The sequence below is a fragment of the Stenotrophomonas sp. GD04024 genome (genome assembly GCF_029837545.1).
GTDB lineage: Bacteria > Pseudomonadota > Gammaproteobacteria > Xanthomonadales > Xanthomonadaceae > Stenotrophomonas > Stenotrophomonas forensis.
This window is the reverse complement of record NZ_JAOEDV010000033.1, coordinates 20,607-46,023: the sequence shown is the minus strand read 5'-3', so window position 1 is coordinate 46,023 and position 25,417 is coordinate 20,607. Positions and strand designations below refer to the sequence as shown.

The window sequence follows — 25,417 nt, the reverse complement described above, 5'->3', positions numbered from 1 at the left end:
AGTTGACCATCTGCCAGAACGCATCCAGGTAACGCCCACGGTCGTTCTGGTAGTCGGTGTAGTACGCGTGCTCCCAGACGTCGCAGCACAGCAGCGGGGTGCTGTCGCCGGTCAGCGGGGTGCCGGCATTGCGGGTGGCCTGGATGCCCAGCTGCCCGCCCGGGTGCTGCACCAGCCACACCCAGCCCGAGCCGAACAGGCCCAGCGCGGTGCGGTTGAATTCCTCGCGCAGGCGCTGCGCGTCGCCGAACTGGCGCTTGACCAGTTCGGCCAGCCGGCCCTGCGGTTCACCACCGCCGCGAGGGCGCAGGCACTGCCAGTAGAAGCCGTGGTTCCAGGCCTGGGCGGCGGCATCGAACAGTTTGCCCTGGGCGTGGCGGACGATCTCTTCCAGTGACGCCTCTTCCCACTCGGTGCCCAGGATGCCGGCGTTGACCGCATCGACATAGGCGCGGTGGTGGCGGCCGTGGTGCAGTTCCAGGGTCTGTGCGGACAGGTGTGGCTGCAGGGAGCCGGAAAGGTAGGGCAGGGCGGGCAATTCGACGGGCATGGACAGGTTCGTGGCCAGAGGGGCGGCGGCAGCCGGTTCCATCCGCTTACAATGGCGGCTACCGTGGGCAGTCTAGCCGACCACCGCGGTCGGTTTGTCCGGCGAAGCAAGGAGTGTGGTTGTGGCGGTGATGCAGCAAATCCAGGCCGAGGTCGATCGTTACCCGCTCGTGCTGTTCATGAAGGGCACCCCGCAGTACCCGATGTGCGGCTTCTCCAGCCGCGCCGTACAGGCATTGATGGCGGCCGGCGCCGTCGCCCTGCGCACCGTCAACGTGCTGGAAGAGCCCGAGATCCGCGCCAACCTTCCACGCTTCTCCAATCTGCCGACCTTCCCGCAGCTGTTCATCAATGGTGAGCTGATCGGCGGCTGCGACATCGTCCTGGAGCTGTTCGAGTCCGGCGAGCTCAAGCGCATCGTCGAAGAGGCGACCCAGGGATGAGTGCCTGGCCATCGACGTCACTGACCGACGGGGCGCTCGATGGCCGCCCGTTACAGGATCGCGTGGTGCTGGTTGCCGGTGCGGGCGGTGGCCTGGGCAGTGCGGCGGCGGTGGCTGCCGCGGCCGCCGGCGCCACGGTGGTGCTGCTCGGGCGCAAGCCGCGCCGGCTGGATCGGGTCTACGCCCAGGTCCAGGCCGTTGGCGCGGAACCGCTGCTGTACCCGTTGGACATGGAAGGAGCAGGCCCGGACGACTATGCCGAACTGGCCCAGGCGCTCCAGCGCGAGCTGGGGCGGTTGGACGGGCTGCTGGTCTGCGCCGCGCACTTTCCCGGATTGACCCCGTTCGAGCTGGCCGATCCGGCCAGTTTCGCCCGCGCGGTGCACGTCACCCTGACCGCCCCGGCGTGGTTGGCCCAGGCCTGCCTGCCGCTGCTGCGGCAACGTGAGGATGCCGCTCTGGTGTTTGCCGTCGACGCCCCGGAGCGGGTCGGGCAGGCCTACTGGGGTGGCTATGGTGTGGCCCAGCATGGCCTGCGGGGCCTGATCACCAGCCTGCATGACGAGCTCGGCCGCAGCCCGGTGCGGGTCAGTGGCCTGTACCCGGGGCCGCTGCGTACGGCGCTGCGTGCCCGGGCCTATTCGGTTGACCAGGATCCGGCCGCGCAGGGCCCGGAAGCCGCAGCCTCCGCGGCGGTAACCCTGTTGTCCCGCGCCGGCCATGCCTGGCGGGGGCGGATTCTCGATGCCAGCGGAGCGTTTCCCGGCGAGTGAGCCCCGGGGAAAGGCGGAGTGAAGAACCCGTCACGATTGCGTTGCGATCTGGTGCCGTTTGTCGCACAACCGTCACATTGATGGCGTAGCGTGTTAATCTAGTGTTAACCGTTATGGCTGCCTTCAGCCAAGCGGTAGGGAACCCCAGATAACTCTCCGACCAGCCACCCGCAGGGCTGTTTGGATGCGCTTTTTTTCCGCCATCGCCAACTCGCATCGAGGCTACCGAAAAATGACCCACCCACTCCGGATGTCCAAGCTTACCCTTGGTCTCGTGGCTGCACTCGCCGCCGCTCCCGCCTTCGCCCAGAGCACCTCCGCCGGTGTCGGCGGCCAGGTGATGTCCGCCGCAGGCCAGCCTGTCGCCGGTGCTGAAGTCACCATCACCCACACCGAGTCGGGCACCGTTTCGCGTGCCACCACCGATGCGTCGGGTCGATACAATGCGCGCGGCCTGCGCGTGGGTGGTCCGTACACCATCACCATCACCAAGCCGGGTGCTGGCACCAAGACCGAAGAAGGTGTCTACCTGAACCTGAACCAGGTCAACACCGTCAACGCCAACCTGGGCGGTGACCTGGCTGCCACCAACCTGGACGCTGTCAATGTTGTTGCCGCTGCCGTGGGCAGCGATCTGTTCAGCGCCTACAAGATGGGCACCGGCACCAACGTCAACCGCGAGACGCTGGAGTCGCTGCCGTCGGTGAACCGCAACATCCAGGACTACATCCGCCTGGATCCGCGCATCTCGCAGGTCAGCAAGGCTGACGGCGCGATCTCGGTCGGTGGCCAGAACACCCGTTACAACGCCATCCGCATCGACGGCATCGGCGCCGGCGACCCGTTCGGCCTGGAATCCAACAACCTGCCGACCGAGCGTCAGCCGGTGTCGATGGATGCGATCCAGGAAATCAACATCGACATCGCCAACTATGACACCACCATCGCCGGTGGTACCGGTGCGGTGATCAATGCGGTGACCAAGTCGGGTACCAACAACTTCGGCGGCACCGTGTACTACGCGTACCGCGACAAGGACATGGTCCGCAAGGAGCTGGACGGCGTCCGCTTCAACGGCTTCGATGACGAGAAGACCTACGGCATGACCTTCGGCGGCCCGATCGTCAAGGACAAGCTGTTCTTCTTCGCCAACTACGAGAAGATGGAGCGCTCTGCTCCGGGCGTCAGCCTGACCGATTCGCCGTACGGCAAGGGCACCATCACCGACGCCGACATCGCCCGTGCGCAGCAGATCGCCACCGGCTACGGCTTCGACGCAGGCTCGCTCAATCCCCCGGCCAACAAGACCGAGGTGGAAGAGTACGCGCTGAAGATCGACTGGAACATCAACGAGAACCACCGCGCCGCGGTGCGTTACAACAAGCTCGAGCAGAACGTCGTCCGCTTCCCGCAGATCAGCAACAGCGCGATCTCGCTGAGCACCTTCTGGTACCAGCAGCCGAAGACCTACGAATCCTGGATGGGCGAACTGTTCAGCGACTGGTCCGAGAACTTCTCGACCGAGTTCAAGATCTCGCACAAGGAATACACCTCGGTCCGTACCACTCCGTCCAGCCTGCCGCAGATCCAGGTCCGTGGTTTCGGTGCCAGCGGCAATGACTCGCTGTACTTCGGTACCGAGCAGAACTCGCATGTCAATGCGGTCGAGAGCAAGGAGCTGAGCGCCTTCGGTGCCGCCAACTGGTACATCGGCGACCACACCGTCAAGTTCGGTTTCGACTACTCCAAGAACGACCTGATGAACTACTACGGCCGCAACGTCAACGGCGCGTATGTGTTCAACAACCTGGCTGATTTCGCAGCGGGCCGCGTCAACCAGTACGTTGTGCGTGCCCCGCGCGCGGGTGGCAGCTACGACGACATCCCGGCCAATTACACCCTGAAGAACACCGGTCTGTTCATCCAGGACAGCTGGGCGGTCAACAGCAACCTGACCGTGCAGGGCGGCGTCCGCGTCGACATGCCGGACTTCAGCAACCAGCGCCTGTACAACCCGCGCATCATGGAGCTGTACGGCTACGACAACACCAAGCTGCCCGACAAGAAGCTGGTGCAGCCGCGCTTCGGCTTCAACTACACCTTCGACAGCGATCGTCCGACCCAGCTGCGTGGCGGCGTGGGCCTGTTCGGTGGCGCGGCCCCGAACGTGTGGCTGGCAGGTGCCTACCAGAACACCGGCCTGAACTACACCGAGTACACCGTTCGTAACCAGACCGGCATTTTCACCCCGAACACCAATCCGCCGTACATCCCGGCTGCAGGTGCCGGTGCTCGCCAGAACGTCGACATCGCCGCGCCGGACCTGAAACTGCCGTCGGTGTGGAAGTCGAACCTTGCCTTCGACCACGAACTGCCGTGGTACGGCATCGTCGCGTCGGCTGAGTTCCTGTACACCAAGGTCAAGAGCGGCATCTACTTCGAGCGCCTGGACCTGTACAAGAACGCTGGTGGCCCGTCGTACACCCGTATCGGCCAGGACGGTCGTGAGCTGTACTGGAACCCGCAGGGCTACGTGCCGTGCGCCGGCACCAACTGCTCGATCCGCGAAGGCGCGACCGCCGTCGGCGGTGGCACCGTGGGGGGCAAGGCCAACCGTCCGAATGACATCGGCGACGTGCTACTGATGCGCAACACCGACAAGGGCAGCAGCCGCCAGTTCACCGTCGGCCTGAACAAGCCGCTGACCGAGAACTGGGGCTGGTCGCTGGCCTACACCTACACCGCCGCGAAGGAAGTCAGCCCGCTGACCAGCTCGCAGAACACCTCCAACTGGGGCAGCACCCTGATCGGCACCGCCAACGAGAACGTGGCCTATGATTCGCGCTACGCGATCAAGGACCGCGTGACCGGTTCGATCAACTGGAAGAAGGCGTTCTTCGGCAACTACAACACCACCGTGGGCCTGTTCTACGAAGGTCGTTCGGGTCGTCCGTTCAGCTACATCTACTACAACGACATGAACGGCGACGCCGCTGCCACCACCGGCGCCGGCTACTTCAACGACCTGTTCTACGTGCCGAACGGCCCGGGCGACGTCAAGTTCACCGGCGGCGCGACGATGGAGAAGGCCTTCTTCGACTGGCTGGCCGCCAACCCGCAGCTGGCGAAGTACCAGGGCCAGATCGCCCCGGCCAACGCCTTCCGCACCAAGTGGGTCAACAGCTTCGACCTGCACATCGCCCAGGAATTCCCGGGCTTCGTGAAGGAGCACAAGGGTGAGCTGGCGCTGGACATCATGAATGTCGGCAACCTGCTCAACAAGAAGTGGGGCCGCATCGAAGATTACGGCTTCAACTCGACCGCCCGCGTGGCCAGCTACGCAGGTATCGATCCGGCCACCGGCAAGTACATCTACAACTTCACCGGCAGCACCGATACCCCGACCATCCGGGAAAACAACAACGACAAGGGCAATACCGGCGTGTCGCGTTGGTCGATGCAGCTGACCCTGAAGTACAAGTTCTGATCCTTCAGAGCCTGATGATGTAAATGGAAACGGCCGGGGAAACCCGGCCGTTTTCCGTTCAGGCGAAAGTCCTTGCGGGCGGCTCTGCATGGGCGTAGCATCCAGAAATGTGCGCGGCGCCAATGCCGCCGAAGCGGTCCCGGGTAGGTGATCACGGGCAGCACATATCCAACGGTCGGGTTTCCCGGCCGTTTTGCTTTTTAAGGGGGCGGCAGTACAGTCGGAAACCTTGAAGGAAGCGAAAAATTGGACATGACCACGAACGAAAAAGCAGCCCGCGCGCTGCCGGTGCAGGACGCACGGATCTACCCGCGCGGTGGGCTGGATGTGCTGTCGCGGGCCGAAGTGGCGCGCCTGCGCGATGCCTCCGCCGGCGGCATGCACGAGTTGCTGCGCCGCTGCGCGCTGGCCGTGCTGACCAGCGGCAGTGCCTCTGACGATCCACGTGCGGCGCGCGATCTGTATCCCGATTTCGACATCCAGGTGGCGCAGCAGGATCGCGGCGTGCGCATCGACCTGGTCAACGCGCCGGCGATGGCCTTCGTCGATGGCGAGATCATCCGCGGCGTGGCCGAACTGCTGTTCGCGGTGGTGCGTGACCTGGCCTACATGGCCATCGAGATGGGACCGGCCTATGCGGCCGAGCTGGAGTCGTCCGAAGGCATCACCAACGCGGTGTTCGGCCTGCTGCGCAACGCCCGCATCCTCAACCCGGGCGACCCGAACCTGGTGGTGTGCTGGGGCGGCCACTCGATCTCGCGCGACGAATACCTGTACACCAAGCAGGTGGGCTACGAGCTGGGCCTGCGCGGCCTGGACATCTGCACCGGCTGCGGCCCGGGCGCGATGAAGGGCCCGATGAAGGGCGCCACCATCGCCCACGCCAAGCAGCGCCGTACCGTGACGCGTTACATCGGCCTGACCGAGCCGGGCATCATCGCCGCCGAGTCGCCGAACCCGATCGTCAACCACCTGGTGATCATGCCGGACATCGAGAAGCGCCTGGAGGCCTTCGTCCGCATCGGCCACGGCATCATCGTGTTCGCCGGTGGCGTCGGTACCGCCGAGGAAATCCTGTACCTGCTCGGCATCCTGCTGCGCGAGGAAAACAAGGACCTGCCGTTCCCGCTGATCCTCACCGGCCCGACCGTGGCCGCGCCGTACTTCGAGCAGATCGACCGCTTCATCCGCCTTACCCTGGGCGATGAAGCCGCCGAGCGCTACGAGATCATCATCGGTGACCCGGTGGCGGTGGCGAAGAAGATGGCCAACGGCATCAAGCGCGTGCGCGAACACCGCCTGGCGCAGAAGGATTCGTTCTTCTTCAACTGGTCGATCGAGATTCCGTGGGAGTACCAGCAGCCGTTCGTGCCGACCCACGAGGCGATGGCCGCACTGGACCTGCACCACGGGCGTGCGCCGCACGCGCTGGCGGCCGACCTGCGCCGGGCGTTCTCGGGCATCGTGGCCGGCAACGTGAAGGAAGACGGCATGCGCCGCATCGAGCAGTTCGGGCCGTTCCAGATCCACGGCGACACCGACATGATGCAGGCCCTGGACGCGCTGCTGCGCGCCTTCGTCGAACAGCGCCGGATGAAGATCTCCGGCGAATACCAGCCCTGCTACCAGGTGCTGGCCTGAGCCTGCGCCGGCGCGATGGGGCTCGCGCCGGGCCGGAAAGGGAAGGGCGGGTCGTCAAGCCTTTGACGCCCGTCGTCCCGGATTGACCGTTCATCCTGCCGCCGCTTGCCGGTGGCAGGGCGATGGCCCATCGTGGCCATCAACACGCTGGGGAGCGTCCAATGTCTTTGCGCCGGGAAAGCGGCTTCACGTTGATCGAGCTGATGGTCACCATCGCCGTGGTGGCGATCCTGGCCGCGATCGCGTTTCCGAGCTTCCAGGGCACCCTGCGTTCCAGCCGGGTGACCTCGGGCAACAATGAAATCCTGGGCCTGCTCAGCCTGGCCCGCAGCGAGGCGATCCGCAGCAACCGCGGCGGCGGCGTGTGCGGCAGCAGCGATGGCGCCAGCTGCGACGGCAGCTGGTCTGGCGGCATGCTGGCCTTCGCCGATACCAACGGTGATGGCGAGATGTCGTCGGGCGAGACCGTCCTGCGCTTCGTCAATGGAAGCCCGAAGCTGACGGTCAGCGGGCCGTCGGAGGTGATCGCCTTCGATGGCCGTGGGCGCCGCAGGGCCAGCGCCGATCAGCAGATCCTGCTGGAGCCGGATGTCTGCAGCAAGGACGCGCTGCACAAGCGCACATTGACGGTGAACGCCTCCGGGCAGATCCGCAGCACCAAGGAAGCCTGCCCATGAAATCCCGTTCCGTCCGCGCGCGGCAGGCAGGGGGCTTCACCCTGCTGGAAGTGCTGATCGCCATCATCGTGCTGGCATTCGGCCTGCTGGGTTTCGCGCTGCTGCAGACCATGAACGTCCGCTTCGTGCAGAGCGCCAACTACCGTACCCAGGCCACCAATCTTGCCTATGACCTGACCGAGCAGATGCGCAGCAACCGCTATCAGGCGGCGTGGTATACCACCGCGTCGTTTGCCGCAGGCAGCAAGACCGCCGAGAAGGCGTGCAGTGCCGATACCGGCGACGTCGCCATTTCCGCCAAGGTCGCGCGCTGGCAGTGCCAGGTGGTGAAGGCGCTGGGTGATGACGCCGGCGCGGAAGTCACCTACAACGGCGGCAACGTGAGGGTGGCCGTCAGCTGGAGCGACCAGCGCTGGGATCCGGACGATCCGGACAAGGCCACCACCTTCGCCCTGGATACGGAGCTGTGAGCATGGCCATGAACCGTCGTGCCGCCATGACCGGCCTGTCGCTGGTTGAACTGATGGTCGCGCTGGTGATCAGCCTCGTGCTGATGCTGGGCGTGGTCCAGGTGTTCATCGCCTCGCAGACGGCCTCCCGCCTGTCCGAGGGCGCCTCCCGCGTGCAGGAGAACGCACGTTTCGCGCTGGATTTCCTGGAGCGCGACATCCGCATGGCCGGACACATGGGCTGCGTCAACGACCAGGCCCACGTGGTGAAGAACCAGGGTGACCCGGTGTCACACCTGGGAGCAACCTCGGGCGATGGCAGTCCGCTGGATTTCAGCGTGTCCATCCAGGGCTTCGATGCGCCCGAGACGACGCCGGGCGGGAGCCTGACGCTGGGGGCGGACTGGTCGGCTCCGACCGGCCTGCCTACCGCGATCGAAGGGCTCATCCCGGCACCGGCCGGCGGCAGCGATGTGCTGGTCCTGCGCTTCTTCGCTCCGGAAGGCGTGCCGGTCACGGCCATTTCCGCGGACGGCGGCAATGCGCTGCTGGACATGGACAGCACCCGCGTCGCCCGCCTGACCGGCGGTGGCGTGGGCGATCCGACGCTGTTCGGCATCGCCGACTGCGGCCACGCGGATGTGTTCGCGGGTACGTTGAGTGCCGCACGGGTCACCGCTGCCTCGCTTGACCTGTCGCGCTATGCCGCGCAGCCCACCGGGCAGACGATGCTGTATCGCGCCGAGTCGATGGTCTATTACGTGGGCATCAATCCGGAGACGAAGCAGCCGGGCCTGCGCCGCGCGCGTGCCGACAGTGATGGCGCCTACTCGATCAACGAAGAACTGGTGGAAGGCATCGAAAGCCTGCAGTTGATGTACGGCCTGGACAACACCGCCAACATCGGCCTGGACACGCCGCCAGCCGGCAACATCACGCAGTTCGCTGCGGCCGATGGCGTCAGCACCGATGCCGATGCCGCGGGTGCCGCGCAATGGCTGCGCGTGGGACAGGTGCAGGTGGGGCTGCTGGCACGCAGTCCGTCGCCGTCGTCCTCGACCCGCTCGGCCAATGCGCTGTCTGTGCTCGGTGTGGGCTTTGCCAACGGCGACAAGTCCGACGGTCATTACCGCTCCAGCTATGAAGTGTCGATTGCGCTGCGCAATCGCCTGTTCGGAAACTGACCATGACTCCTTTCCCGCGTTCCTTCCGGCCTGTCGCCGCTCCCGCCCAGCAGCGCGGTGCGGTGCTGTATGTGGCCCTGGTGATGCTCATCCTGCTGGCGCTGCTCGGAATTGCCGGCATGCAGGTGGCCGGCATGCAGGAAAAGATGGCGGCCAACTACCGGGCGGCCAACCGCGCCTTCCAGAATTCGGAAGGCGTGGTGCGGGCGGCCGAGCGTTCGGTCGAGCAGATCACCAACCGCGAAAGCGTGAGCGAGGGCAGTCTGCTGCAGGCGGGGGACGTATCGCGTGTCTGCGATGACGGTTTCGATCCGGCCAGTTGGGCGGAGGACCGGCGCGACGAGACGGCGCCGGCCGTCAACGTGCGGCAGATCGACAGCTGCGTGGTCGGCGAATCGTCGCTGGACATGGGCCGGCCGCTGGATGACACCACACCGATCTACCAGATCACCGGGTTCGCTACCGACGATGCCGATGCGAGCTCGTCGTCGGTGGTGATCGATACCGTATTCAAACTCTGAGGACGCAGGCCATGGCTTCGCGCAAATTCCGCTTCATGGCCGCAGGCGGCGCCGCACTGGCGCTGGGGGGAGGCTATTTCATCTACAGCCTGATGGCCGCCCAGGCCCAGGGTACGCTGGCGCAGGCGCCGCTGAACATCCAGGTGCAGACGCCGCCAGCGTTCCTGATGGCGCTGGACGATTCCGGTTCGATGCTTTGGGAAGTGCTGAACAATACCCGCGACGGCGTTTACCGCTGGGGCGGCAAGAGCTTCTACACGGGCAGCGAGGCCAACGGCTACGTTGATCGCGGGCTGTTGTACCACTATGTGTTTCCAAGCTACGGTCGGGACTCCAATCTGGCACTTCCGCCGTTGGATGCTTACGGTTTCGCACGCTCTCCGGACGTCAATGCCTCCTACTTCGATCCACGCGAAACATACTCTTACTGGAAGACGGGCCTTCCGGAACCCAATGCCGACTTCCCGAAACAGGGCATCGATCCCAAGAGTGCGCCGCTGGATCCTCGGCCGAGCGGCGCCTTCTCTCTGAAGACGGGTACGCTGAACCTGACCGCCGATTCGACGAGTAATGCCATCGTGGTCAATGGCAGCAACGTGGCCTGGCGATTCCAGTTCTACAGCGGCATGGTGCTGCCGTCCGGCACGCGTATCGAACGCGACCGCTGTGGTGATCTGAACCGCAACAACAGCTCGACCGACGGCGGTTTCAGCGTGGTCGGCTCCAAGGCCGTGACCCTCACCGGGAACTGCAGTGCGGCCATGGTGTTCTTCCCGGCCACGTTCTATCTGGTGGATCGGGCTACGTTGCCTGAAGACTATGGCTATACCGCGTCACCGGTCGCGGTGACCAATCCTGTCGGTGGTCGCCCGGGCACCCTGTACAAGTACGAAATCAAGCTCGCCAATTTCGGCAACAATACGGCCAAGTACAACCAGGCCATGGGCAACTTCGCCCGATGGTTCAGCCTGTATCGGACGCGTCGCGAATCGCTGATCGGCGCAGCCACCACTGCGCTGCATGACCAGACCAACCTGCGAGTCGGCTGGTTCCGCATCAACAACCGGCGTAACGTCACGATGTACAACATGACCAATGATGATGAGAAGTCGACGCTTCTCGATGACATCATGAAGGACATGCGGGCCAGTAGCAGTACGCCCAATCGATCGGCCGCCGATTACCTGGGGCAGCAGTTCAAGCGTACCGACGCGAAAGCGCCGGTGCTGCTGTCGTGCCAGAAGAACGCCGGCATGCTGTTCACCGACGGCTACATCAATGAGACCGAAAACAGGACATTGATGAAGGACCTGGTGGCGCCGTACTACGAAAAGTCCCTGGTGGATACCAAGGAGACCAATTCCGTTCCAGTGCCTTCCGAGTGCAAGGGCGCCAATCCAGACCCGGCGCTGGACTGCCAGACGCACCTGCACATGAATTTCTACGGCGTGACCCTGGGTACGCTGGGCAAGGAGTTCGGCGTCAAGTACCTGCCGGAGCCGAAACGGCCGTGGGTCCTCAGCCCCAATCCCTATGTGAACAAGCCGAACTTCCCCACGTCGACGCAGGATCTCAAGCCGGAAGCGGTCGATGAGTTGTGGAACGCGGTGTATGACACCCGCGGCGAAATGGTCAATGCCACGCGTCCGGGCGATATCACCGCTGCGATGCGCCGCATCATCAGCAATGTCGCCCAGGGCGCCACGCCGTCCGGCTCGCGTTCGCTGACCGGCGCGCGCATCGGCGTAGGCTCGTTGTCGGTGGAGCCGTTCTACGAAGCGACCAACAACGGCACCGACTGGTACGGCAAACTGCACGCCTTCAACCTGAAGGTGGAAGAATCCACCCGCAAGGTCATTTCGGAGGAGGCCTGGGAAGCCTCCGCGCAGATGCCGGCGGCCGATTCACGCCGCATCCGTTTCTGGCGCAACGGCGCGCTGGTGGATTTCTCCGGTGGCAACGTCAGCCTGGCCAATCTGTGCGACAAGTCGGGCTCGCTGTATCCGGGCATGAGGATCTGCTCTGAATCCGAGATCACCACGCTGGCCACCGACTCGGCTACGGCGGTGGCCTATCTGCGGGGTGCCACCGGCAACGAGAAGCGCAATGGCGGCAAGCTGCGTGACCGCACCACCGTGCTGGGCGACATCATCACCTCCACGCCGGTGCTGAGCTCGCCCCTGGACGACTATGGTTTCCGCCGTCTGCCGGGTGCGATCGGCAGCAGCTACGCCGAGTACATGACCACCAAGCGGGATGATCGTCGTTACATGGTCTATGCCGGTGCCAATGACGGCATGCTGCATGCCTTCGATGGCGGCATGGGCGCGGATGGGGAAATGGACAGTGACGGCGGCAAGGAGCTGTTCGCCTACATTCCGTCCACCGCGCTGGGCCATATGGGCAATCTGCTGCTGCCCTACGATCCGACCAATGAGAACACCCAGCGCTTCCAGCATCGCTACTACGTCGATGGCCCGATAACGGTCAGCGACACTTATGGCAGCAATGGCTGGACCACCTCGCTGGTGGGTACTGCCGGCGCGGGCGGGCGCAGCGTGTTCGCACTGGATGTGTCCGATCCGGGCAGCTTCGGGGGAACCGGTTCGCTGCTGTGGGAGATCAGCGATCTGAACTCGGCGCTGGACAGCGAAGTACGGGCCAACATCGGCCATGTACTGGGCAAGCCGGTGATCGTGCCGATGAAGAACGCAGACGGTTCGGTGAGTTTCCGCGCGATCTTCGGCAATGGTTATGAAAGCAGCAGCGGCAAGGCGGTCCTGTTCGTGGTGGACATGGTGGCCGGCAGCACGCCGACCATCCGCATGATCGAAGCCGTCGAGTCTGGTACCAACCTGCCGGCCGGCAGCAATGGGCTGGGCAACATCGTCGTGGTCGATCGCTGGGGTGGAGCGGGGCAGAACGAACAGGTGCGCGATGGCCTGGCAGATACTGTCTATGCGGCCGACAAGCGCGGCGCGGTCTGGAAGTTCGACCTGCGTAACGATGCTGCACCGACGGTGCCCTTGTTCACCACCGATACGCATGTCGATGCGAGTGATCGCCTGACCTATCGTCAGCCGATCACCGGCGGCATGACCGTGACCACGGGGCCGTCCGGCGGTGTGATGCTGATCTTCGGCACCGGCAGCTTCTCCTACTACGGCGACGAGAACGATTCGGCGCTGCAGGCGCTGTACGGCATCAACGACACCGAGGTCGGCCTGTCGACCGCGACACTGACTTCGGCCAACCTGCGTTCGTATGCCGCCGGCATCAGCGACAACCTGCGCACGCTGAGTGCAGGCAGCATTCCCACGGTCAGTCGTGGCTGGACAGTGACGCTCGCCAACAAGGAGCGGGCCGTGGGCAATCCGCGCATCGTCTCCGGCGTGGTGTTCTTCCCGACCTACATTCCTTCCGAGGCCCAGGGCTGTTCGGTGGATGGCTCGAACTGGTTGTTCGGCCTCCAGGCCAGCAGTGGCGAGGCATCGATGTCGCAGGTTCGCTTTGGCGCGCCGGACGGAAAGTCGCAGGGCGCAGGGACGGCGGGTGTTGCGCTCAACACTGGCGGCAACGCGCCGGTTCGGGATGTCACCACCTCGGTGGTGCCACGGCTGGCGCCGCCGGATGCGGGCAAGCCTGGCAGTCCGCCGCCGAAACCTCCGGGTGATGCCTGCATGATGCAGATTTCGGTGGCTGGCGCGGATCCGATGTACCTGCCATACCCCTGCGGTCGCCAGTCGTGGAGGCAGATCCAGTGATCGACGTTCCATCTACGCTGGCACCAGGAGCCACTGCAATGCGCACACCGTTCATGGCGGGCCGCCTGGCCCGCGGTTTCAGCCTGATCGAGCTGATGATCGTGGTGGCGGTCGTGGCGATCCTTGCTGCGATCGCCTATCCGAACTACAGCGCGCATGTTCTCAAGTCGCGGCGCGCGCAGGCCAAGGCCGATCTGGTGGAGTACGCGCAGCTGGCCGAGCGCTACCACACCATCAACAACACCTATGTGGGCTTCACCTTCCCCGGCGGAGCTGATTCCATCAACTCGCCACGCGAGGGCGGCACCGCGGCCTACACCCTGTCCATGGAGACCGGGCAGTCGACGTTCACGTTCACGGCAGCGGCGGCCAATGCGCAGACCAAGGACAAATGTGGCGACCTGACGCTCAATCAGGCCAATGTGAAGACGTCGCAGGCAACACTGTCCGACTGCTGGTGACGCGAGCGGGAAGCTGCCTGCAGGGCTGCGTGAAAGAGTGTTGCACTCTCTGTTCGAGGTGATTACAATGCGCCTCCCCGCCCGAATAGCTCAGCCGGTTAGAGCACTTGACTGTTAATCAGGGGGTCGTTGGTTCGAGTCCAACTTCGGGCGCCAAGCATTACGCATCAAAGGCTTGCGGTTATCCGCAGGCCTTTTTTGTTGTCAGCAGGGCGGGCCGTCCTGGCTGCGGGTCGAGCGGATTCTGCCGCTGTTGCTGACGATGACGCGGGCACGCTCCCGGTCGTCCGCGCAGATGCGCAGCGTCAGGTTCGCTCCGGGACTGCGGCCATCCGGCTGGAAGTAGATCTGTGGCCGGCCGCTGCTGCTGGCGGCGCTGATCCTGACGCTGGACAGGCCGGACTGGTGCAGCAGGATGGAGTCGACGGAGGAGGGGGGCTGTCGTCGCCCGTCGGTCCTGTACACGATCCAGCCCTGGCTCCAATCGTCGCCGCAGTGGTGCCCATCGGGGCTTGCGCACAGGCCGATCAGCGCACTGCGCATGATGGCCTGGTAGCGCGCGGTGGCCAGGCCGGACTGCAGGCCGAGGCGGGTGGATTCCGCACGTTGATGCAGCATCAGTTCCTGCAGGGCGGGCCAGCCGGCTGCCAGCAGGACGGCAAGGACCGCCACCACCACCAGTAGTTCGAGCAGATGCATGCCGTGCTGTGTGTCGGGGCTGGAAGCAGGAGGGAGGCGCATGCATCCAGCCTCGCTGCCTCGCAGGAACTGCACCATCAGGTAGCGCCGCGCTCGGCTGCCCGGAAACCCCTCAGCCGGCCGTCACTCCTGGCCCCGTATACTCACCCTTCCCGGGAACTGGCAACACCATGAGCGACCGTTTTGAACTCGTCTCGCCGTACTCGCCGGCGGGCGACCAGCCCGATGCCATCGCGAAGCTGACCAGCAACTTCGAAGCGGGCATCGCCAAGCAGACCCTGCTGGGCGTCACCGGCTCGGGCAAGACCTACACCATCGCCAACGTCATCCAGAACGTGCAGAAGCCGACGCTGATCATGGCGCCGAACAAGACGCTGGCGGCGCAGCTGTATGGCGAGTTCAAGGCGTTCTTCCCGCACAACGCGGTGGAGTACTTCGTCAGCTACTACGATTACTACCAGCCGGAAGCCTATGTGCCGTCGTCGGACACCTTCATCGAGAAGGACAGTTCGATCAACGAGCACATCGAGCAGATGCGCCTGGCCGCGACCAAGACCCTGCTGTCGCGCCCGGATGCGATCGTGGTGGCGACCGTATCGGCGATCTATGGCCTGGGTGCGCCCGAGGATTACCTGTCGCTGCGCCTGATCCTGTCCAAGGGCGAGCGCATCGACCAGCGCGACCTGATCAATCACCTGACCCAGCTGCAGTACACGCGCAACGAGTACGAACTGCAGCGCGGTACGTTCCGCGTGCGCGGCGAAGTGATCGATGTGTTCCCGGCCGAGTCGGACAGCGAGGCGCTGCGCCTGGAGCTGTTCGATGGCGAGGTCGAAAAGATCACCCTGTTCGACCCGCTCACCGGCGAGACGCTGCGCAACATGCAGCGCTTCACCGTGTACCCGAAGACCCACTACGCGACCACCCGCGAGCGTGTGCTGGCGGCGGTGGACACCATCAAGGTCGAGCTGAAGGAGCGGTTGGAGCAGCTGTACGCGGAGAACAAGCTGGTCGAGGCGCAGCGCCTGGCCCAGCGCACCCAGTTCGACATCGAAATGATGGCCGAGGTCGGCTTCTGCAACGGCATCGAGAACTACTCGCGCCACCTCACCGGCAAGAATGCCGGCGAGCCGCCGCCGACCCTGTTCGACTACCTGCCGCCCGACGCGCTGCTGGTGATCGACGAATCGCACGTGACCATTCCGCAGATCGGCGCGATGTTCAAGGGCGATCGCTCGCGCAAGGAGACCCTGGTCGAATTCGGCTTCCGCCTGCCATCGGCGCTGGACAATCGTCCGCTGCGCTTCGAGGAGTGGGAGGAGCGCTGCCCGCGTGCGATCTACGTGTCGGCTACGCCCGGTCCCTATGAGTATCGTGAAGCCGGTGACGAGATAACCGAGCTGGTGGTGCGCCCGACCGGCCTGATCGACCCGGTGGTGGAGATCCGTCCGGTCGGTACCCAGGTCGATGACCTGATGAGCGAGGCCAACGAGCGCATCAAGGCTGGCGACCGCGTGCTGGTCACCACGCTGACCAAGCGCATGGCGGAGAACCTCACCGAATACCTCACCGAGCATGGCATCCGCGTGCGCTACCTGCATTCGGACGTGGACACGGTCGAGCGCGTGGAGATCATCCGCGACCTGCGCCTGGGCAAGTTCGACGTGCTGGTCGGCATCAACCTGCTGCGCGAAGGCCTGGACATGCCCGAGGTGTCGCTGGTGGCGATCCTGGATGCCGACAAGGAGGGCTTCCTGCGCTCCACCGGCTCGCTGATCCAGACCATCGGCCGCGCGGCGCGCAATGTACGCGGCAAGGCGATCCTCTATGCCGACAAGGTCACCCGGTCGATGCAGGCGGCGATCGACGAGACCGACCGCCGCCGCGCCAAGCAGGTCGAGTACAACGAGGAACACGGCATCGTGCCGCGCTCGGTGGCACGGCCGATCGTCGACGTGCTTGAAGGCGCCCGGTCCGATGCGGCCGAAAAGGAAGCCAAGAAGGGCAAGGGCAAGAGCCGGGCAGGCGTGGCAGAGGAAGGGGCCGACTACCGGTCGCTCAGCCCGGCCCAGCTGGCCACCCGGCTCAAGGCGCTGGAACAGCAGATGTACCAGCATGCCAAGGACCTGGAGTTCGAGGATGCGGCACGCGTGCGCGACCAGATCCGGCAGCTGAAGGAAGCCAGCCTGGGCTGAACGTGGCAGGGCAGCCGCATCTTCACAAAAGTGTTGCGCTTCACGGCTGGCATCCGTAATATACGCGGCCTGCACCGACGCAATCGCGGAAATGCAGAAGCAAAACGGGCGGTTAGCTCAGCGGTAGAGCACTACCTTGACATGGTAGGGGTCACAGGTTCGAACCCTGTACCGCCCACCACGAAGTCCCTGCAAAGGGGCTGTCGTGAACTGCAAAGCCCGGCCCTGGCGCCGGGTTTTTACGTAGCAAGGCCAGCTTTCGGGCGGCAAGAACAAGATGGGCGGTTAGCTCAGCGGTAGAGCACTACCTTGACATGGTAGGGGTCACAGGTTCGAACCCTGTACCGCCCACCACCTGGCTCCTGGTATGACCGGTGCAGCGGTGGATCACGATGAAAGCCGGCCTTGGGCCGGCTTTTTTCGTTTGTGCTGGCAGCCTCGCCGCGCATCAGCGCTGCGCGACCCATTCGTCGATGCTGATCATGCGCTGCAGCTTCCAGTGGCCCTCGACGCGTTCCCAGACCTGCGCGTAGCGCGCCGGCCTGGACCGTTGCTGCTGGCCGTCTGCGGCCAGAGGCTGGTAGCCAACACGCAGTACGCGGTCCTGGCGCAGCCGGTACAGCTGCAGGGTGGCCGGATCCCGTGCCGCCGGAGCGCCCGCGTGCCCGGCATCGGCCTGCAGGATCTGGCGGCGCAGGGAGACATCCCCGGCATCGGCATCGCGGCCGAACAAGCCAGCGCACAACAGCAGCAGGGCAAGCATCGGCATGGCACGGTGCTCCGGAGAAGGGAGTCCAGCGTGGCACTGCCTCCTGTGCGGTGAAACCGGTATGCGACGAAAGCCGGTAAAGCGTGCGTCAAGCGGGTCCGGGGAGGATGAATCCGGGGTGGGGTGGCCAGTACCCCGTGGCCCTGCCACCGCCGCGGAGCCGGAACAGCGTCGCGGCGGTGGCAACGGGTCAGTAAACCCGGGCTTCGGAACGGATGGGATTACAACGGATCACAGCACAGCACCTGGCCGGGCTTGCCGGAATTGCCGAACGGACAGCTCGGGTGCGGTTCGCAGCCCGGCGCGTAGCCGGTCTTGGGCGCGACGGCGAAGGCCTGGGCGGCGCCGAAGGCCATGGCCGCGACAACGACGATACCGGCGACGGACGAAAGGACTTTCTTTCCGATCATGTATATCTCCTTGGTTGGCGTTGTGGTGTTGCAGTTGCCGAAGGCACGTGAGTGCCAGTGGTGGCGCGGGAGTAATGACGAGGTATCGGAGTCAGTCTGGTCAGGGCAGGGCGAGGTCCGGCGCCAACGACGTCATGGCGGCATGTACGACCTGCTCATCAAGCTGGCCGACATGCTTGTAGGCCACACTGCCGTCGTTACCCAGCACGATCAGCATCGGCGTGACCGTTGCGCGATAGCGCTTCGATGCATCGCCTCCGCTGTCGATGGCGATCGGGAAGCGCAGATCGTGCCTGCCGGCGTAGCTGGCCAGTTCATCGTAGGGAGGAAGGCCCACGCCGATCAGTTCACTGGCGCCCCGTGCAGCGGCAATCTTCCGCACATGTGGCATCGAGGCCAGGCAGTAGCGGCAGGCCGTGGAGAAGAAATAGAGGATCTGCGGGCTGGCGCGTGGGCCACCAATCTGCACGCGGGCCTGCTGCGTGGTCGTCAGTGCAAGCGGGGCGGCGAGGCTGCCAAGTGCCAGGCCGTGCGCTTCAAGCCGCATGTCCTGCAGCTGCGAGGCCATCTGTTGATTGATCTGCCGCAGCTGGCGGTTCTGCCATCCCAGCGCGACGATCAGCGCAGACAGCAACAGGGCCACAACGGGGAACAGGACGCGCTTGATCATCGATCATCCTTGAACGCAGCGTTGGGCCGAACATACCGGATCTGGCGCACGGGTTGTTAAGCCGATGTTCGCCACGCGCGCACGGGTGCCGCGCCTGTACTAGAGTGGCACCCGCGCAGGCATGCGCGCCTGCCTTCCCCTCATTACCAGAAGGATTTCCCGATGAGCGATCATGTCCCGGTGTCCCGGCCCAATCCAGTGCTTGAACTGCTGTTCGGCGGCAACATGCTGGAGGGCACGTTCAAGGCGGTGGTCTGGGTGGCCCTGCTGGCTGCAGTCCTGGCCTGGACGACCTTCCGCTGAGTCCTTGCGCGGCGCTGCTGCACCGGTTGCAGGCGCCGTTGCTACCCTGCGCTCAGGCGTCGAAGGCCTGGCGCAGGCTGCGCAGGGTCGCCTGGCGCTGTTCCTTCGCGATGGCCTCACCCATCTCCAGCTCCTGCAGGCGCAGCCCGACCAGGGTCATCGACAGCGCGTAGCCGCGCGCTGCATCGGCTACGCGCGAAAGTCCCAGGGCGCGCCGCGCCAACGCGTTGACGTGTTCCAGGTCGGGCATCAGGCCCAGGTAGGCGCGCTCGGCGCTTTCCAGATCGGGAGCACGCAGGATCGCGTGCGCTTCAGCAGCAGGGGAGACGGAGGCCATGGGGGGTCCTTGTCCGTAGCAGGCGCTCGATCAGAACGAGCGCATCAGGGAAACGAAGGCCGACGTCTGTGTACCACGTCGTGCCATCGGGCTGTCCTTCACCGCATCGCCGAACCACTGGTTGGCGACCACGCCTGTTGCACGCCACTTGGTGCCCAGCGGCGTGCTGACCGCGATCTGCAGGCTCGGCGATGTCGTGCTGCGCGGGCGGTAGGCCGCCAGGCCCGAGCGCAGTGCTTCCTCGTCGCTGATGCCGTAGTAGTAGTCCAGCAGGCGTGCGCTGGAGTGCACCACGCCCACCCGTGGCACCCAGGTGAAGCGGCCGGCCTGGATCGGATAGCTGTAATGCAGGCGCGATTCGAAGCCACCGCCATGCCCGGTGATCTCACGCATCACGCCGGCCTCTACGATGCCCCAGTCGGCGCTGTACTCACCATTGATGCCGGCCATGGCCGACATCTGCCGGCTGTGCAGGCGGCGCAGCTGCGGATCATTCACGTCGTCGGTCTTGAAGCGCAGCGTGTAGGGCGTCAGCGCCGCCGACAGCCGCAGGCCTTGGCCCTTGTACAGGTACATGCCCAGCGAGCCGGGACTGGCGAAGAAGCGCTCGCCCTGCCAGGAAATCGCCGGTACGACCAGAGGCTTGACGTCGTAGTGCGCATACGCGCCGGACGTCGCACCCGCGGTGATGCCAGCCTGCACGCCCGGGCTGCGGTCGGCGGCCTGCGTGGTCAACGGCAGGCCGATGGCAGCGGAGAACAGCAGGGGGCGCAGCAGGGTCGGGGACAACGACGGCATCGATCAGCCACTTTGCGGGGGATGGCTGTGCATGGTGCGGGCCCAACATTGTCAGAACATTGCGCCTGGGCAATCGGCACGCAATGACGCTCAAGGCAGGCGCCAGGCACTATGATCGGCACCGTTTCCGGCAACCGAGTCCCTGATGCGCATCCTTCTGGTCGAAGACGATCCTGACCTGTCCCGTGCCCTGCAATCGGGCCTGGAGCGGCAGGGCGTGGTGGCCGACGTGGTCGGCAGCCTGGCCGAGGCGGCCATCGCGCTGCGCGATCCGGTGCACCAGTTGATGCTGCTCGACCGCCAGCTTCCCGATGGTGACGGCGCCGGTTTTGTCGCTACCGCGCGTGCACTGCGCCCGAACCTGGCGGTGATCATGCTGACGGCCAAGGGCACGCTGTCGGACAAGGTCGAAGGGCTGGACGTCGGTGCCGATGACTACCTGGTCAAGCCGGTGGCGATCGAGGAACTGATGGCGCGCATCCGCGCGGTGTCGCGGCGGCCTTCCGCGATGGTGACACCGAGCCTGCGGCTGGGACGGCTCGAGTTCGACTTCGAATCGCTGCAGGCACAGGTGGAAGGCCAGCCGTTGGCGCTGCCGCGCCGGCAGGTGCTGGTGCTGCAGGCGCTGGCGATGCGGCAGGGGCGCACGGTCACCCGCAGTGCGCTGGAAGCGGCGGTGTACGGCTTTGACGATGAGATCCAGTCCAATGCGCTCGATGCGCACATTTCCAAGCTGCGCAAGGCGCTTCAGCAGGCCGGGGCGGGCGTGGAGATCCACGTGATCCGGGGCGTCGGCTACCTGCTGGCGGAGGCCTGAGATGGCGCGTCCGATCCGTTCCATCACGCTCGGCCTGGCCTGGCGCCTGTTCCTCGCGCAGGCATTCACCGTGCTGTTCGCGGTGGTTGCGTTGATCCTGACCTGGGGTGACAAGGACTCCTGGGGCATGGACATGTTCATGGCCGAGGCGGTGGCCAAGGCCGTGCACAGTGAGGGCGGCCGGTTGGTGCTGGATGAAGCGCGCTGGCGCAGGCTGGACGCGGATGCGGGAGGCAATCTCTGGTTCGCGGCGGTCGATGACAAGGGCATCTGGCTGGAACGCGGCACGATTCCGGCCATCCACGCGCCGTTGCTGGCGCGGTTGCCGACGCTGGGTGCCACCGAACTCGGTTCGCTGGTGCCGCCCTACCTGGATGTGGCCAGGGTCATGATCCGCAACGAGGATGGCCGACGCATCACGGTGATGGTGGGGGGCGCACCGAAGGGCGGGCTGCTGGATGGCGCACTGATGGTGTTGCGCCTGATTGGCTTGTGGTTCTTCCTGCCGCTGATCGTGGTCACGCTGCTGGTGATGCCGACGGTGATCCACCGCGCGATGCGCGGTGTGCGGCGTTCCGCGCAGCAGGCCAAGGAGCTGGATATCGGCCAGCCGGGCGCGCGGCTGGATGCGCAGCTGGTGTCGACCGAGGTTGCGCCGCTGGTGGAAGCGTTCAACGATGCGATCGACAAGGTGCAGCAGGGCTACGCGGCGCGCGACAAGTTCCTCGCCGATGCCGCACACGAGCTGCGCGTGCCGATCGCGGTGGTGCAGGCGCGCCTGTCACAGCTGCCGCAGGGCGAACTCAAGTCGCAGCTGCTCACCGACGTCGCCCGCCTTGGCAACGTGGCCGAGCATCTGCTCGACCTGCAGCGGCTTGACCGCAATGTCGGTGCGCTGCAACGGCTGGACCTGGCGCTGCTGGTGCGCGAAGCCGCTGCCGAGCTGGCGCCGCTGGTGGTAGGGGCGGGCTATGGCTTCGAGGTGGATGCGCCGGACGCGCCGGTGTGGATCCACGGCGACAGCCTGGCGCTGGGGCGGGTGATCGCCAACCTGGTGCACAACGCCATCGTCCACGGTGGCGGGCGCGGCACCATCTGCGTGCGCCTGGATGAGCGCGGCCTGCTGGAGGTCAGCGATCAGGGTGCCGGCATTCCGGTCAATGATCGCGAGGCGATCTTCGAGCCGTTCCACCGGCTGCGCGCGGCTGGCAGTGGCAGTGGGCTGGGCCTGCATCTGGTGAAGGAGATCGTGCAGCACCACGGCGGCTCGGTCAGTGTCGGCGAAGCGACCGGCGGCGGCGCCAGCTTCCGCGTCAATTTCCATCGCGGCACCGTTCGGCGCTGACAGCCGCGCGGGGCGTTGCCCGATAGGCAAGCCGTCGTGACCGATTGCAGGCTGCACGGATGGTTTCCGAACGATCCGCTCCACCCCTGTTCGGTGGGGGCAGTGCCACAGGGCTGGTGCTGGGCGCGCTGGCCTGCATGCAGCTGCCGGTGCTGCTGCCGCTGTGGCTGTGCGCGCCGTTGGCGGTCGCCGCTGGCGCCTGCTGGCTGGCGCGCTGGCGTGGCCGGGGCTGGGCGATGGCCGTGTTCGGGCTGGCATGGGCGACGCTGCACGGGCATTGGGCGCTGCACCGGCAGATGCCTCCCGCTGCGCCGGCGCAGGATGTGCGGGTGCAGGGACGCGTGGTCGAGCTTCCACACAGCGGGCCCGGTTACACGCGTTTCGTACTGCGTGTGGACGAGGCCGGGGCGCTGCCGTCGCTGCGTGGTACGCGCCTGCAGGTGACCTGGAGCGATCCGTGGCGCGGGCCTGCAAGCGCTGGCAGCGGGGGCGGGCGCCATGCGATTCGCGCCGGGGCGCACTGGGACCTGTCACTGCGCCTGAGGGCGCCGCGTTCACGGATCAATCCGGGCGGCTTCGATGCCGAGCGGCATGCCTTGCAGCGGGGCATTTCCGGCAATGGCACGGTCCGTGATCCGGCGAGCGCACGTGAGCGGCTGCCCGCAGGGGGCCTGCAGGCCTGGCGTGAACGCAGCAGCGCCGCGATTGCCACGCAGGTGGCGCATCCGGCTGCACGGTTCGTGCAGGCGCTGGCACTGGGTGACACCCGTGCGGTGTCCGACGCCGACTGGGAGCACCTGCGCGCGCTGGGCCTGACCCATCTGGTCGCCATTTCCGGATTCCACGTGGGCGTGGTGGCTGGATTCGGTGCGCTGTTGTGCCGCGTGTCGTGGTGGTTGTGGCCAGCGCTGGGGCGGGTCCGGCCACGGCCGCAGGCCGCCGCGCGGGGCGCCGCACTGGCTGCGGCCGCCTATGCCGTTGCGGCCGGTGGCGCGCTGCCGACCGTGCGCGCGGCGCTGATGATCGGCCTGGTTGCGCTGGCCCGGGCCGGACGCCGCCCGGTTGCCGCAGGGCAGGGGCTGGCGCTGGCTGCGATGGTGATGGTGCTGCCGGCGCCGATGTCGGTCCTGTCAGCAGGGTTCTGGTTGAGCTTTGGCGGGGTGCTGTGGCTGTTGTGGTGCCTGCCGCGCACCGCGCCGGAGGGCGTTGGCGGTGGCCTGCGCGGTTTCCTGGCGGCGCAGGGAGTGGCGAGCGTGGGCCTGCTGCCCCTGTGCGTGGCCTTGTTCGGTGGCACCGCGCGGTTGGGGCCGCTGGTCAATCTGCCGATCATCCCGTGGTGGACGTTGCTGGTGGTGCCGATGTCGCTGTTGGGGACCGCTCTTCACGCCCTGCACGACGGCGCCGGAGGATGGGCATGGCGTGCCGCCGCCGGGTTGTTCGAGGTCAGCTGGCAGGCCCTGCAGCCGCTGGCGCTGCACCCGCGGGCGATGTGGTGGCTGGCCGAGGCGCCGGGCTGGGCGGTGCCGGCGGCGTTGCTGGGGGTGTTCTGGTGGCTGCTGCCGCGCGGGGCCGGCGGTGGCCTGGCGGGGCTGTTGCTCTGCCTGCCACTGCTGTGGCCGGCGCGCGGGGCACCCGCGCAGGGTGAGCTGGAACTGCTGGTGCACGATGTCGGCCAGGGCACGGCGGTGCTGGTGCGCACGGCGCGGCACGCGCTCTGGTATGACGTCGGGCCGCCGACCGGCGCCGACGGCAATGAACGGATCCTGATCCCGGCCCTGCGCGCGCTGGGCCAGGGGCCGCCCGAGCAGGTGATGCTCAGCCATGACCATCTGGACCACATCGGCAGCCTGCCCAGCCTGCGGCGTCAGCTGCCCGGGCTGCATGCGCTGGCACCGCCCGGCAGCGCGATTGCCGGGGCCAGGCCCTGCCGGCAGGGAATGCGCTGGCAGTGGGACGGTGTCGACTTCCAGGTATTGCACCCGGCGCCGGGTAGCCGGCAGGGCGGCAACGAAGACAGCTGCGTGCTGCGCATCGCCAGCCGCCACGGCGTTGTTCTGCTGCCCGGTGACATCGGCCGTTCGGCGGAGCGGGCGCTGCTGCAGGCATGGCCGACCGCGTTGAAGGCCGACGTGGTGCTGGTGCCGCACCATGGCAGCGGCGGCAGCTCCAGCGCGGGATGGGTGGCGGCGGTGGCACCGCGGCTGGCGCTGGTTTCGGCCGGGCACCAGAACCGCTTCGGACACCCGCGCCAGGAGGTGGTCCAGCGCTGGCAGGCGCAGGGGGCCGAAGTGCTGGCGACCGCCGACGCCGGGGCGATCCGCGTATGGCTTGGCGCACAAGGGCTGCAGCTGCGTGAACAGCGTGTCCACGCATCCCGTTGGTGGGATGCCGCTGGGCGGGCGCGGTCGGCTGCTATCCTATCGTCGATTGAACAAGCGGCCGTTGGGCCGGAGGGTTGAAACGTGTGGGAACTGGTCAAGGCCGGTGGCTGGCCGATGGTGCCGCTGCTGCTGTTGGGCGTACTGGCTTTGGCGATCATCCTGGAGCGTTTCTGGTCCCTGCGGCGGACGGAAGTGCTGCCGCCCGGCCTCGGCCAGGAAGTGCGCAACTGGGCCGCGCGCGGCAAGCTTGATCCGGCCCATCTGCAGACCCTGCGTGCCAACTCGCCGCTGGGCGCGCTGCTGGCCGCCGCGCTGGAAGCGCGCAATCGCCCGCGTGACCAGATCCGCGAGCGCATCGAGGACACCGGCCGCCACCTGGTGCACCGCATGGAACGTTTCCTCAACGCACTGGGCACCATCGCCTCGGCGGGCCCGTTGCTGGGCCTGCTCGGTACGGTGATCGGCATGATCCAGATGTTCCTGGGCATCCTCGACCACGGCGTGGGTGACGTGAACCAGCTGGCCGGTGGCATCGGCAAGGCCCTGGTCTGCACCGCCACCGGCATGATCGTGGCGATCCCGGCGCTGATGTTCCATCGCTACTTCAAGGGCCGCATCCACGGCTACGTGGTGGAGATGGAGCAGGAAGCCAGCGCATTGCTGGATACGCTCGACGGTCGCCCCGGAGTGATGAACCCGGCCGCGGCGGTGCGTTCGTCCAACGCTGCCACGGCGAAGGCCTGA

The 25,417-nt window shown here is 66.1% G+C and carries 23 protein-coding genes and 3 tRNA genes; 19 read left to right on the top strand and 7 right to left on the bottom strand.

Going from position 1 to position 25,417, the window contains the following annotated elements:
* A partial coding sequence (locus N7590_RS12460) for a superoxide dismutase (protein WP_279935563.1) occupies positions 1–550 on the bottom strand: 550 nt, incomplete at its 3' end.
* 121 nt (positions 551–671) lie between these two features.
* Here N7590_RS12460 and grxD point away from each other — a divergent pair.
* The 11 genes from grxD (at position 672) to N7590_RS12405 (ending at position 14,105) form a co-directional block, all read left to right on the top strand.
* On the top strand, positions 672–992 hold the full coding sequence (gene grxD, locus N7590_RS12455; RefSeq protein WP_053449287.1) for a Grx4 family monothiol glutaredoxin: 321 nt from the start codon (positions 672–674) through the stop codon (positions 990–992).
* Positions 989–1,765 carry an SDR family NAD(P)-dependent oxidoreductase gene (locus N7590_RS12450; RefSeq protein ID WP_164241062.1) on the top strand — a complete coding sequence of 259 codons (777 nt, stop codon included), beginning with the start codon at positions 989–991 and terminating at the stop codon, positions 1,763–1,765. Before grxD ends, N7590_RS12450 begins: the two co-directional genes overlap by 4 nt.
* A 232-nt stretch (positions 1,766–1,997) precedes the next feature.
* On the top strand, positions 1,998–5,252 hold the full coding sequence (locus N7590_RS12445) for a TonB-dependent receptor (RefSeq protein ID WP_279935562.1): 3,255 nt from the start codon (positions 1,998–2,000) through the stop codon (positions 5,250–5,252).
* Between the two features lie 252 nt (positions 5,253–5,504).
* Positions 5,505–6,893 carry a nucleotide 5'-monophosphate nucleosidase PpnN gene (gene ppnN, locus N7590_RS12440; RefSeq protein ID WP_006429576.1) on the top strand — a complete coding sequence of 463 codons (1,389 nt, stop codon included), beginning with the start codon at positions 5,505–5,507 and terminating at the stop codon, positions 6,891–6,893.
* A gap of 161 nt (positions 6,894–7,054) precedes the next feature.
* A complete protein-coding gene (locus N7590_RS12435) occupies positions 7,055–7,570 on the top strand; it encodes a GspH/FimT family pseudopilin (RefSeq protein ID WP_053449290.1) in 516 nt (171 codons plus the stop codon).
* Positions 7,567–8,040: a type IV pilus modification protein PilV gene (pilV, locus tag N7590_RS12430; protein ID WP_164241064.1), complete on the top strand. Its 474-nt coding sequence runs from the start codon at positions 7,567–7,569 to the stop codon at positions 8,038–8,040. Before N7590_RS12435 ends, pilV begins: the two co-directional genes overlap by 4 nt.
* A gap of 2 nt (positions 8,041–8,042) precedes the next feature.
* Positions 8,043–9,203: a PilW family protein gene (locus tag N7590_RS12425; RefSeq protein WP_006429634.1), complete on the top strand. Its 1,161-nt coding sequence runs from the start codon at positions 8,043–8,045 to the stop codon at positions 9,201–9,203.
* Between the two features lie 2 nt (positions 9,204–9,205).
* Positions 9,206–9,724, top strand: coding sequence for a PilX N-terminal domain-containing pilus assembly protein (locus N7590_RS12420; protein ID WP_006429636.1), 519 nt, complete (start codon positions 9,206–9,208; stop codon positions 9,722–9,724).
* Positions 9,725–9,735: 11 nt separating this feature from the next.
* Positions 9,736–13,488: a PilC/PilY family type IV pilus protein gene (locus tag N7590_RS12415; protein ID WP_164241065.1), complete on the top strand. Its 3,753-nt coding sequence runs from the start codon at positions 9,736–9,738 to the stop codon at positions 13,486–13,488.
* Between the two features lie 38 nt (positions 13,489–13,526).
* The gene (locus N7590_RS12410) at positions 13,527–13,949 is read left to right on the top strand and encodes a type IV pilin protein (RefSeq protein WP_164241066.1); all 423 of its coding nucleotides are present in this window, start codon (positions 13,527–13,529) and stop codon (positions 13,947–13,949) included.
* 79 nt (positions 13,950–14,028) lie between these two features.
* Positions 14,029–14,105, top strand: a tRNA-Asn gene (locus N7590_RS12405).
* Between the two features lie 48 nt (positions 14,106–14,153).
* Here the strand turns inward: N7590_RS12405 and N7590_RS12400 are convergent.
* Positions 14,154–14,690, bottom strand: coding sequence for a GspH/FimT family protein (locus tag N7590_RS12400; RefSeq protein WP_268243425.1), 537 nt, complete (start codon positions 14,688–14,690; stop codon positions 14,154–14,156).
* A 128-nt stretch (positions 14,691–14,818) separates the two neighbouring features.
* Here N7590_RS12400 and uvrB point away from each other — a divergent pair, with 128 nt between their 5' ends.
* From uvrB to N7590_RS12385, 3 genes are all read left to right on the top strand, one after another.
* The gene (gene uvrB / locus N7590_RS12395) at positions 14,819–16,843 is read left to right on the top strand and encodes an excinuclease ABC subunit UvrB (RefSeq protein ID WP_164085853.1); all 2,025 of its coding nucleotides are present in this window, start codon (positions 14,819–14,821) and stop codon (positions 16,841–16,843) included.
* Between the two features lie 106 nt (positions 16,844–16,949).
* Positions 16,950–17,024: transfer RNA gene (locus N7590_RS12390), tRNA-Val, on the top strand.
* Positions 17,025–17,122: 98 nt separating this feature from the next.
* A tRNA-Val gene (locus tag N7590_RS12385) sits at positions 17,123–17,197 on the top strand.
* 94 nt (positions 17,198–17,291) lie between these two features.
* Here N7590_RS12385 and N7590_RS12380 read toward each other — a convergent pair.
* From N7590_RS12380 to N7590_RS12370, 3 genes are all read right to left on the bottom strand, one after another.
* Positions 17,292–17,612 carry a hypothetical protein gene (locus tag N7590_RS12380; protein ID WP_053511567.1) on the bottom strand — a complete coding sequence of 107 codons (321 nt, stop codon included), beginning with the start codon at positions 17,610–17,612 and terminating at the stop codon, positions 17,292–17,294.
* A 221-nt stretch (positions 17,613–17,833) separates the two neighbouring features.
* Positions 17,834–18,022, bottom strand: coding sequence for a hypothetical protein (locus N7590_RS12375; RefSeq protein WP_008268658.1), 189 nt, complete (start codon positions 18,020–18,022; stop codon positions 17,834–17,836).
* Between the two features lie 100 nt (positions 18,023–18,122).
* Positions 18,123–18,692, bottom strand: coding sequence for a TlpA disulfide reductase family protein (locus N7590_RS12370; protein ID WP_164241067.1), 570 nt, complete (start codon positions 18,690–18,692; stop codon positions 18,123–18,125).
* 162 nt (positions 18,693–18,854) lie between these two features.
* Here N7590_RS12370 and N7590_RS12365 point away from each other — a divergent pair, with 162 nt between their 5' ends.
* Positions 18,855–18,995 (top strand): hypothetical protein, encoded by a 141-nt coding sequence (locus N7590_RS12365; protein ID WP_008268513.1) that lies wholly within the window; start codon positions 18,855–18,857, stop codon positions 18,993–18,995.
* 52 nt (positions 18,996–19,047) lie between these two features.
* Here the strand turns inward: N7590_RS12365 and N7590_RS12360 are convergent, their stop codons facing one another.
* Positions 19,048–19,332 (bottom strand): hypothetical protein, encoded by a 285-nt coding sequence (locus N7590_RS12360; RefSeq protein WP_053449297.1) that lies wholly within the window; start codon positions 19,330–19,332, stop codon positions 19,048–19,050.
* A gap of 30 nt (positions 19,333–19,362) precedes the next feature.
* Entirely contained in the window at positions 19,363–20,130 is a 768-nt protein-coding gene (locus tag N7590_RS12355) for a MipA/OmpV family protein (RefSeq protein ID WP_164241068.1), read from the bottom strand.
* Between the two features lie 145 nt (positions 20,131–20,275).
* On the opposite strand from N7590_RS12355, the gene N7590_RS12350 reads away from it, so the two are divergent.
* The 4 genes from N7590_RS12350 to N7590_RS12335 are packed head-to-tail and all read left to right on the top strand — an operon-like array spanning position 20,276 to position 25,417.
* Positions 20,276–20,947: a response regulator transcription factor gene (locus N7590_RS12350; protein WP_053511564.1), complete on the top strand. Its 672-nt coding sequence runs from the start codon at positions 20,276–20,278 to the stop codon at positions 20,945–20,947.
* Between the two features lies 1 nt (position 20,948).
* Positions 20,949–22,292: a HAMP domain-containing sensor histidine kinase gene (locus N7590_RS12345; RefSeq protein WP_053511563.1), complete on the top strand. Its 1,344-nt coding sequence runs from the start codon at positions 20,949–20,951 to the stop codon at positions 22,290–22,292.
* A gap of 59 nt (positions 22,293–22,351) precedes the next feature.
* The gene (locus N7590_RS12340; RefSeq protein WP_164241069.1) at positions 22,352–24,751 is read left to right on the top strand and encodes a DNA internalization-related competence protein ComEC/Rec2; all 2,400 of its coding nucleotides are present in this window, start codon (positions 22,352–22,354) and stop codon (positions 24,749–24,751) included.
* 3 nt (positions 24,752–24,754) lie between these two features.
* The gene (locus N7590_RS12335; protein WP_006429918.1) at positions 24,755–25,417 is read left to right on the top strand and encodes a MotA/TolQ/ExbB proton channel family protein; all 663 of its coding nucleotides are present in this window, start codon (positions 24,755–24,757) and stop codon (positions 25,415–25,417) included.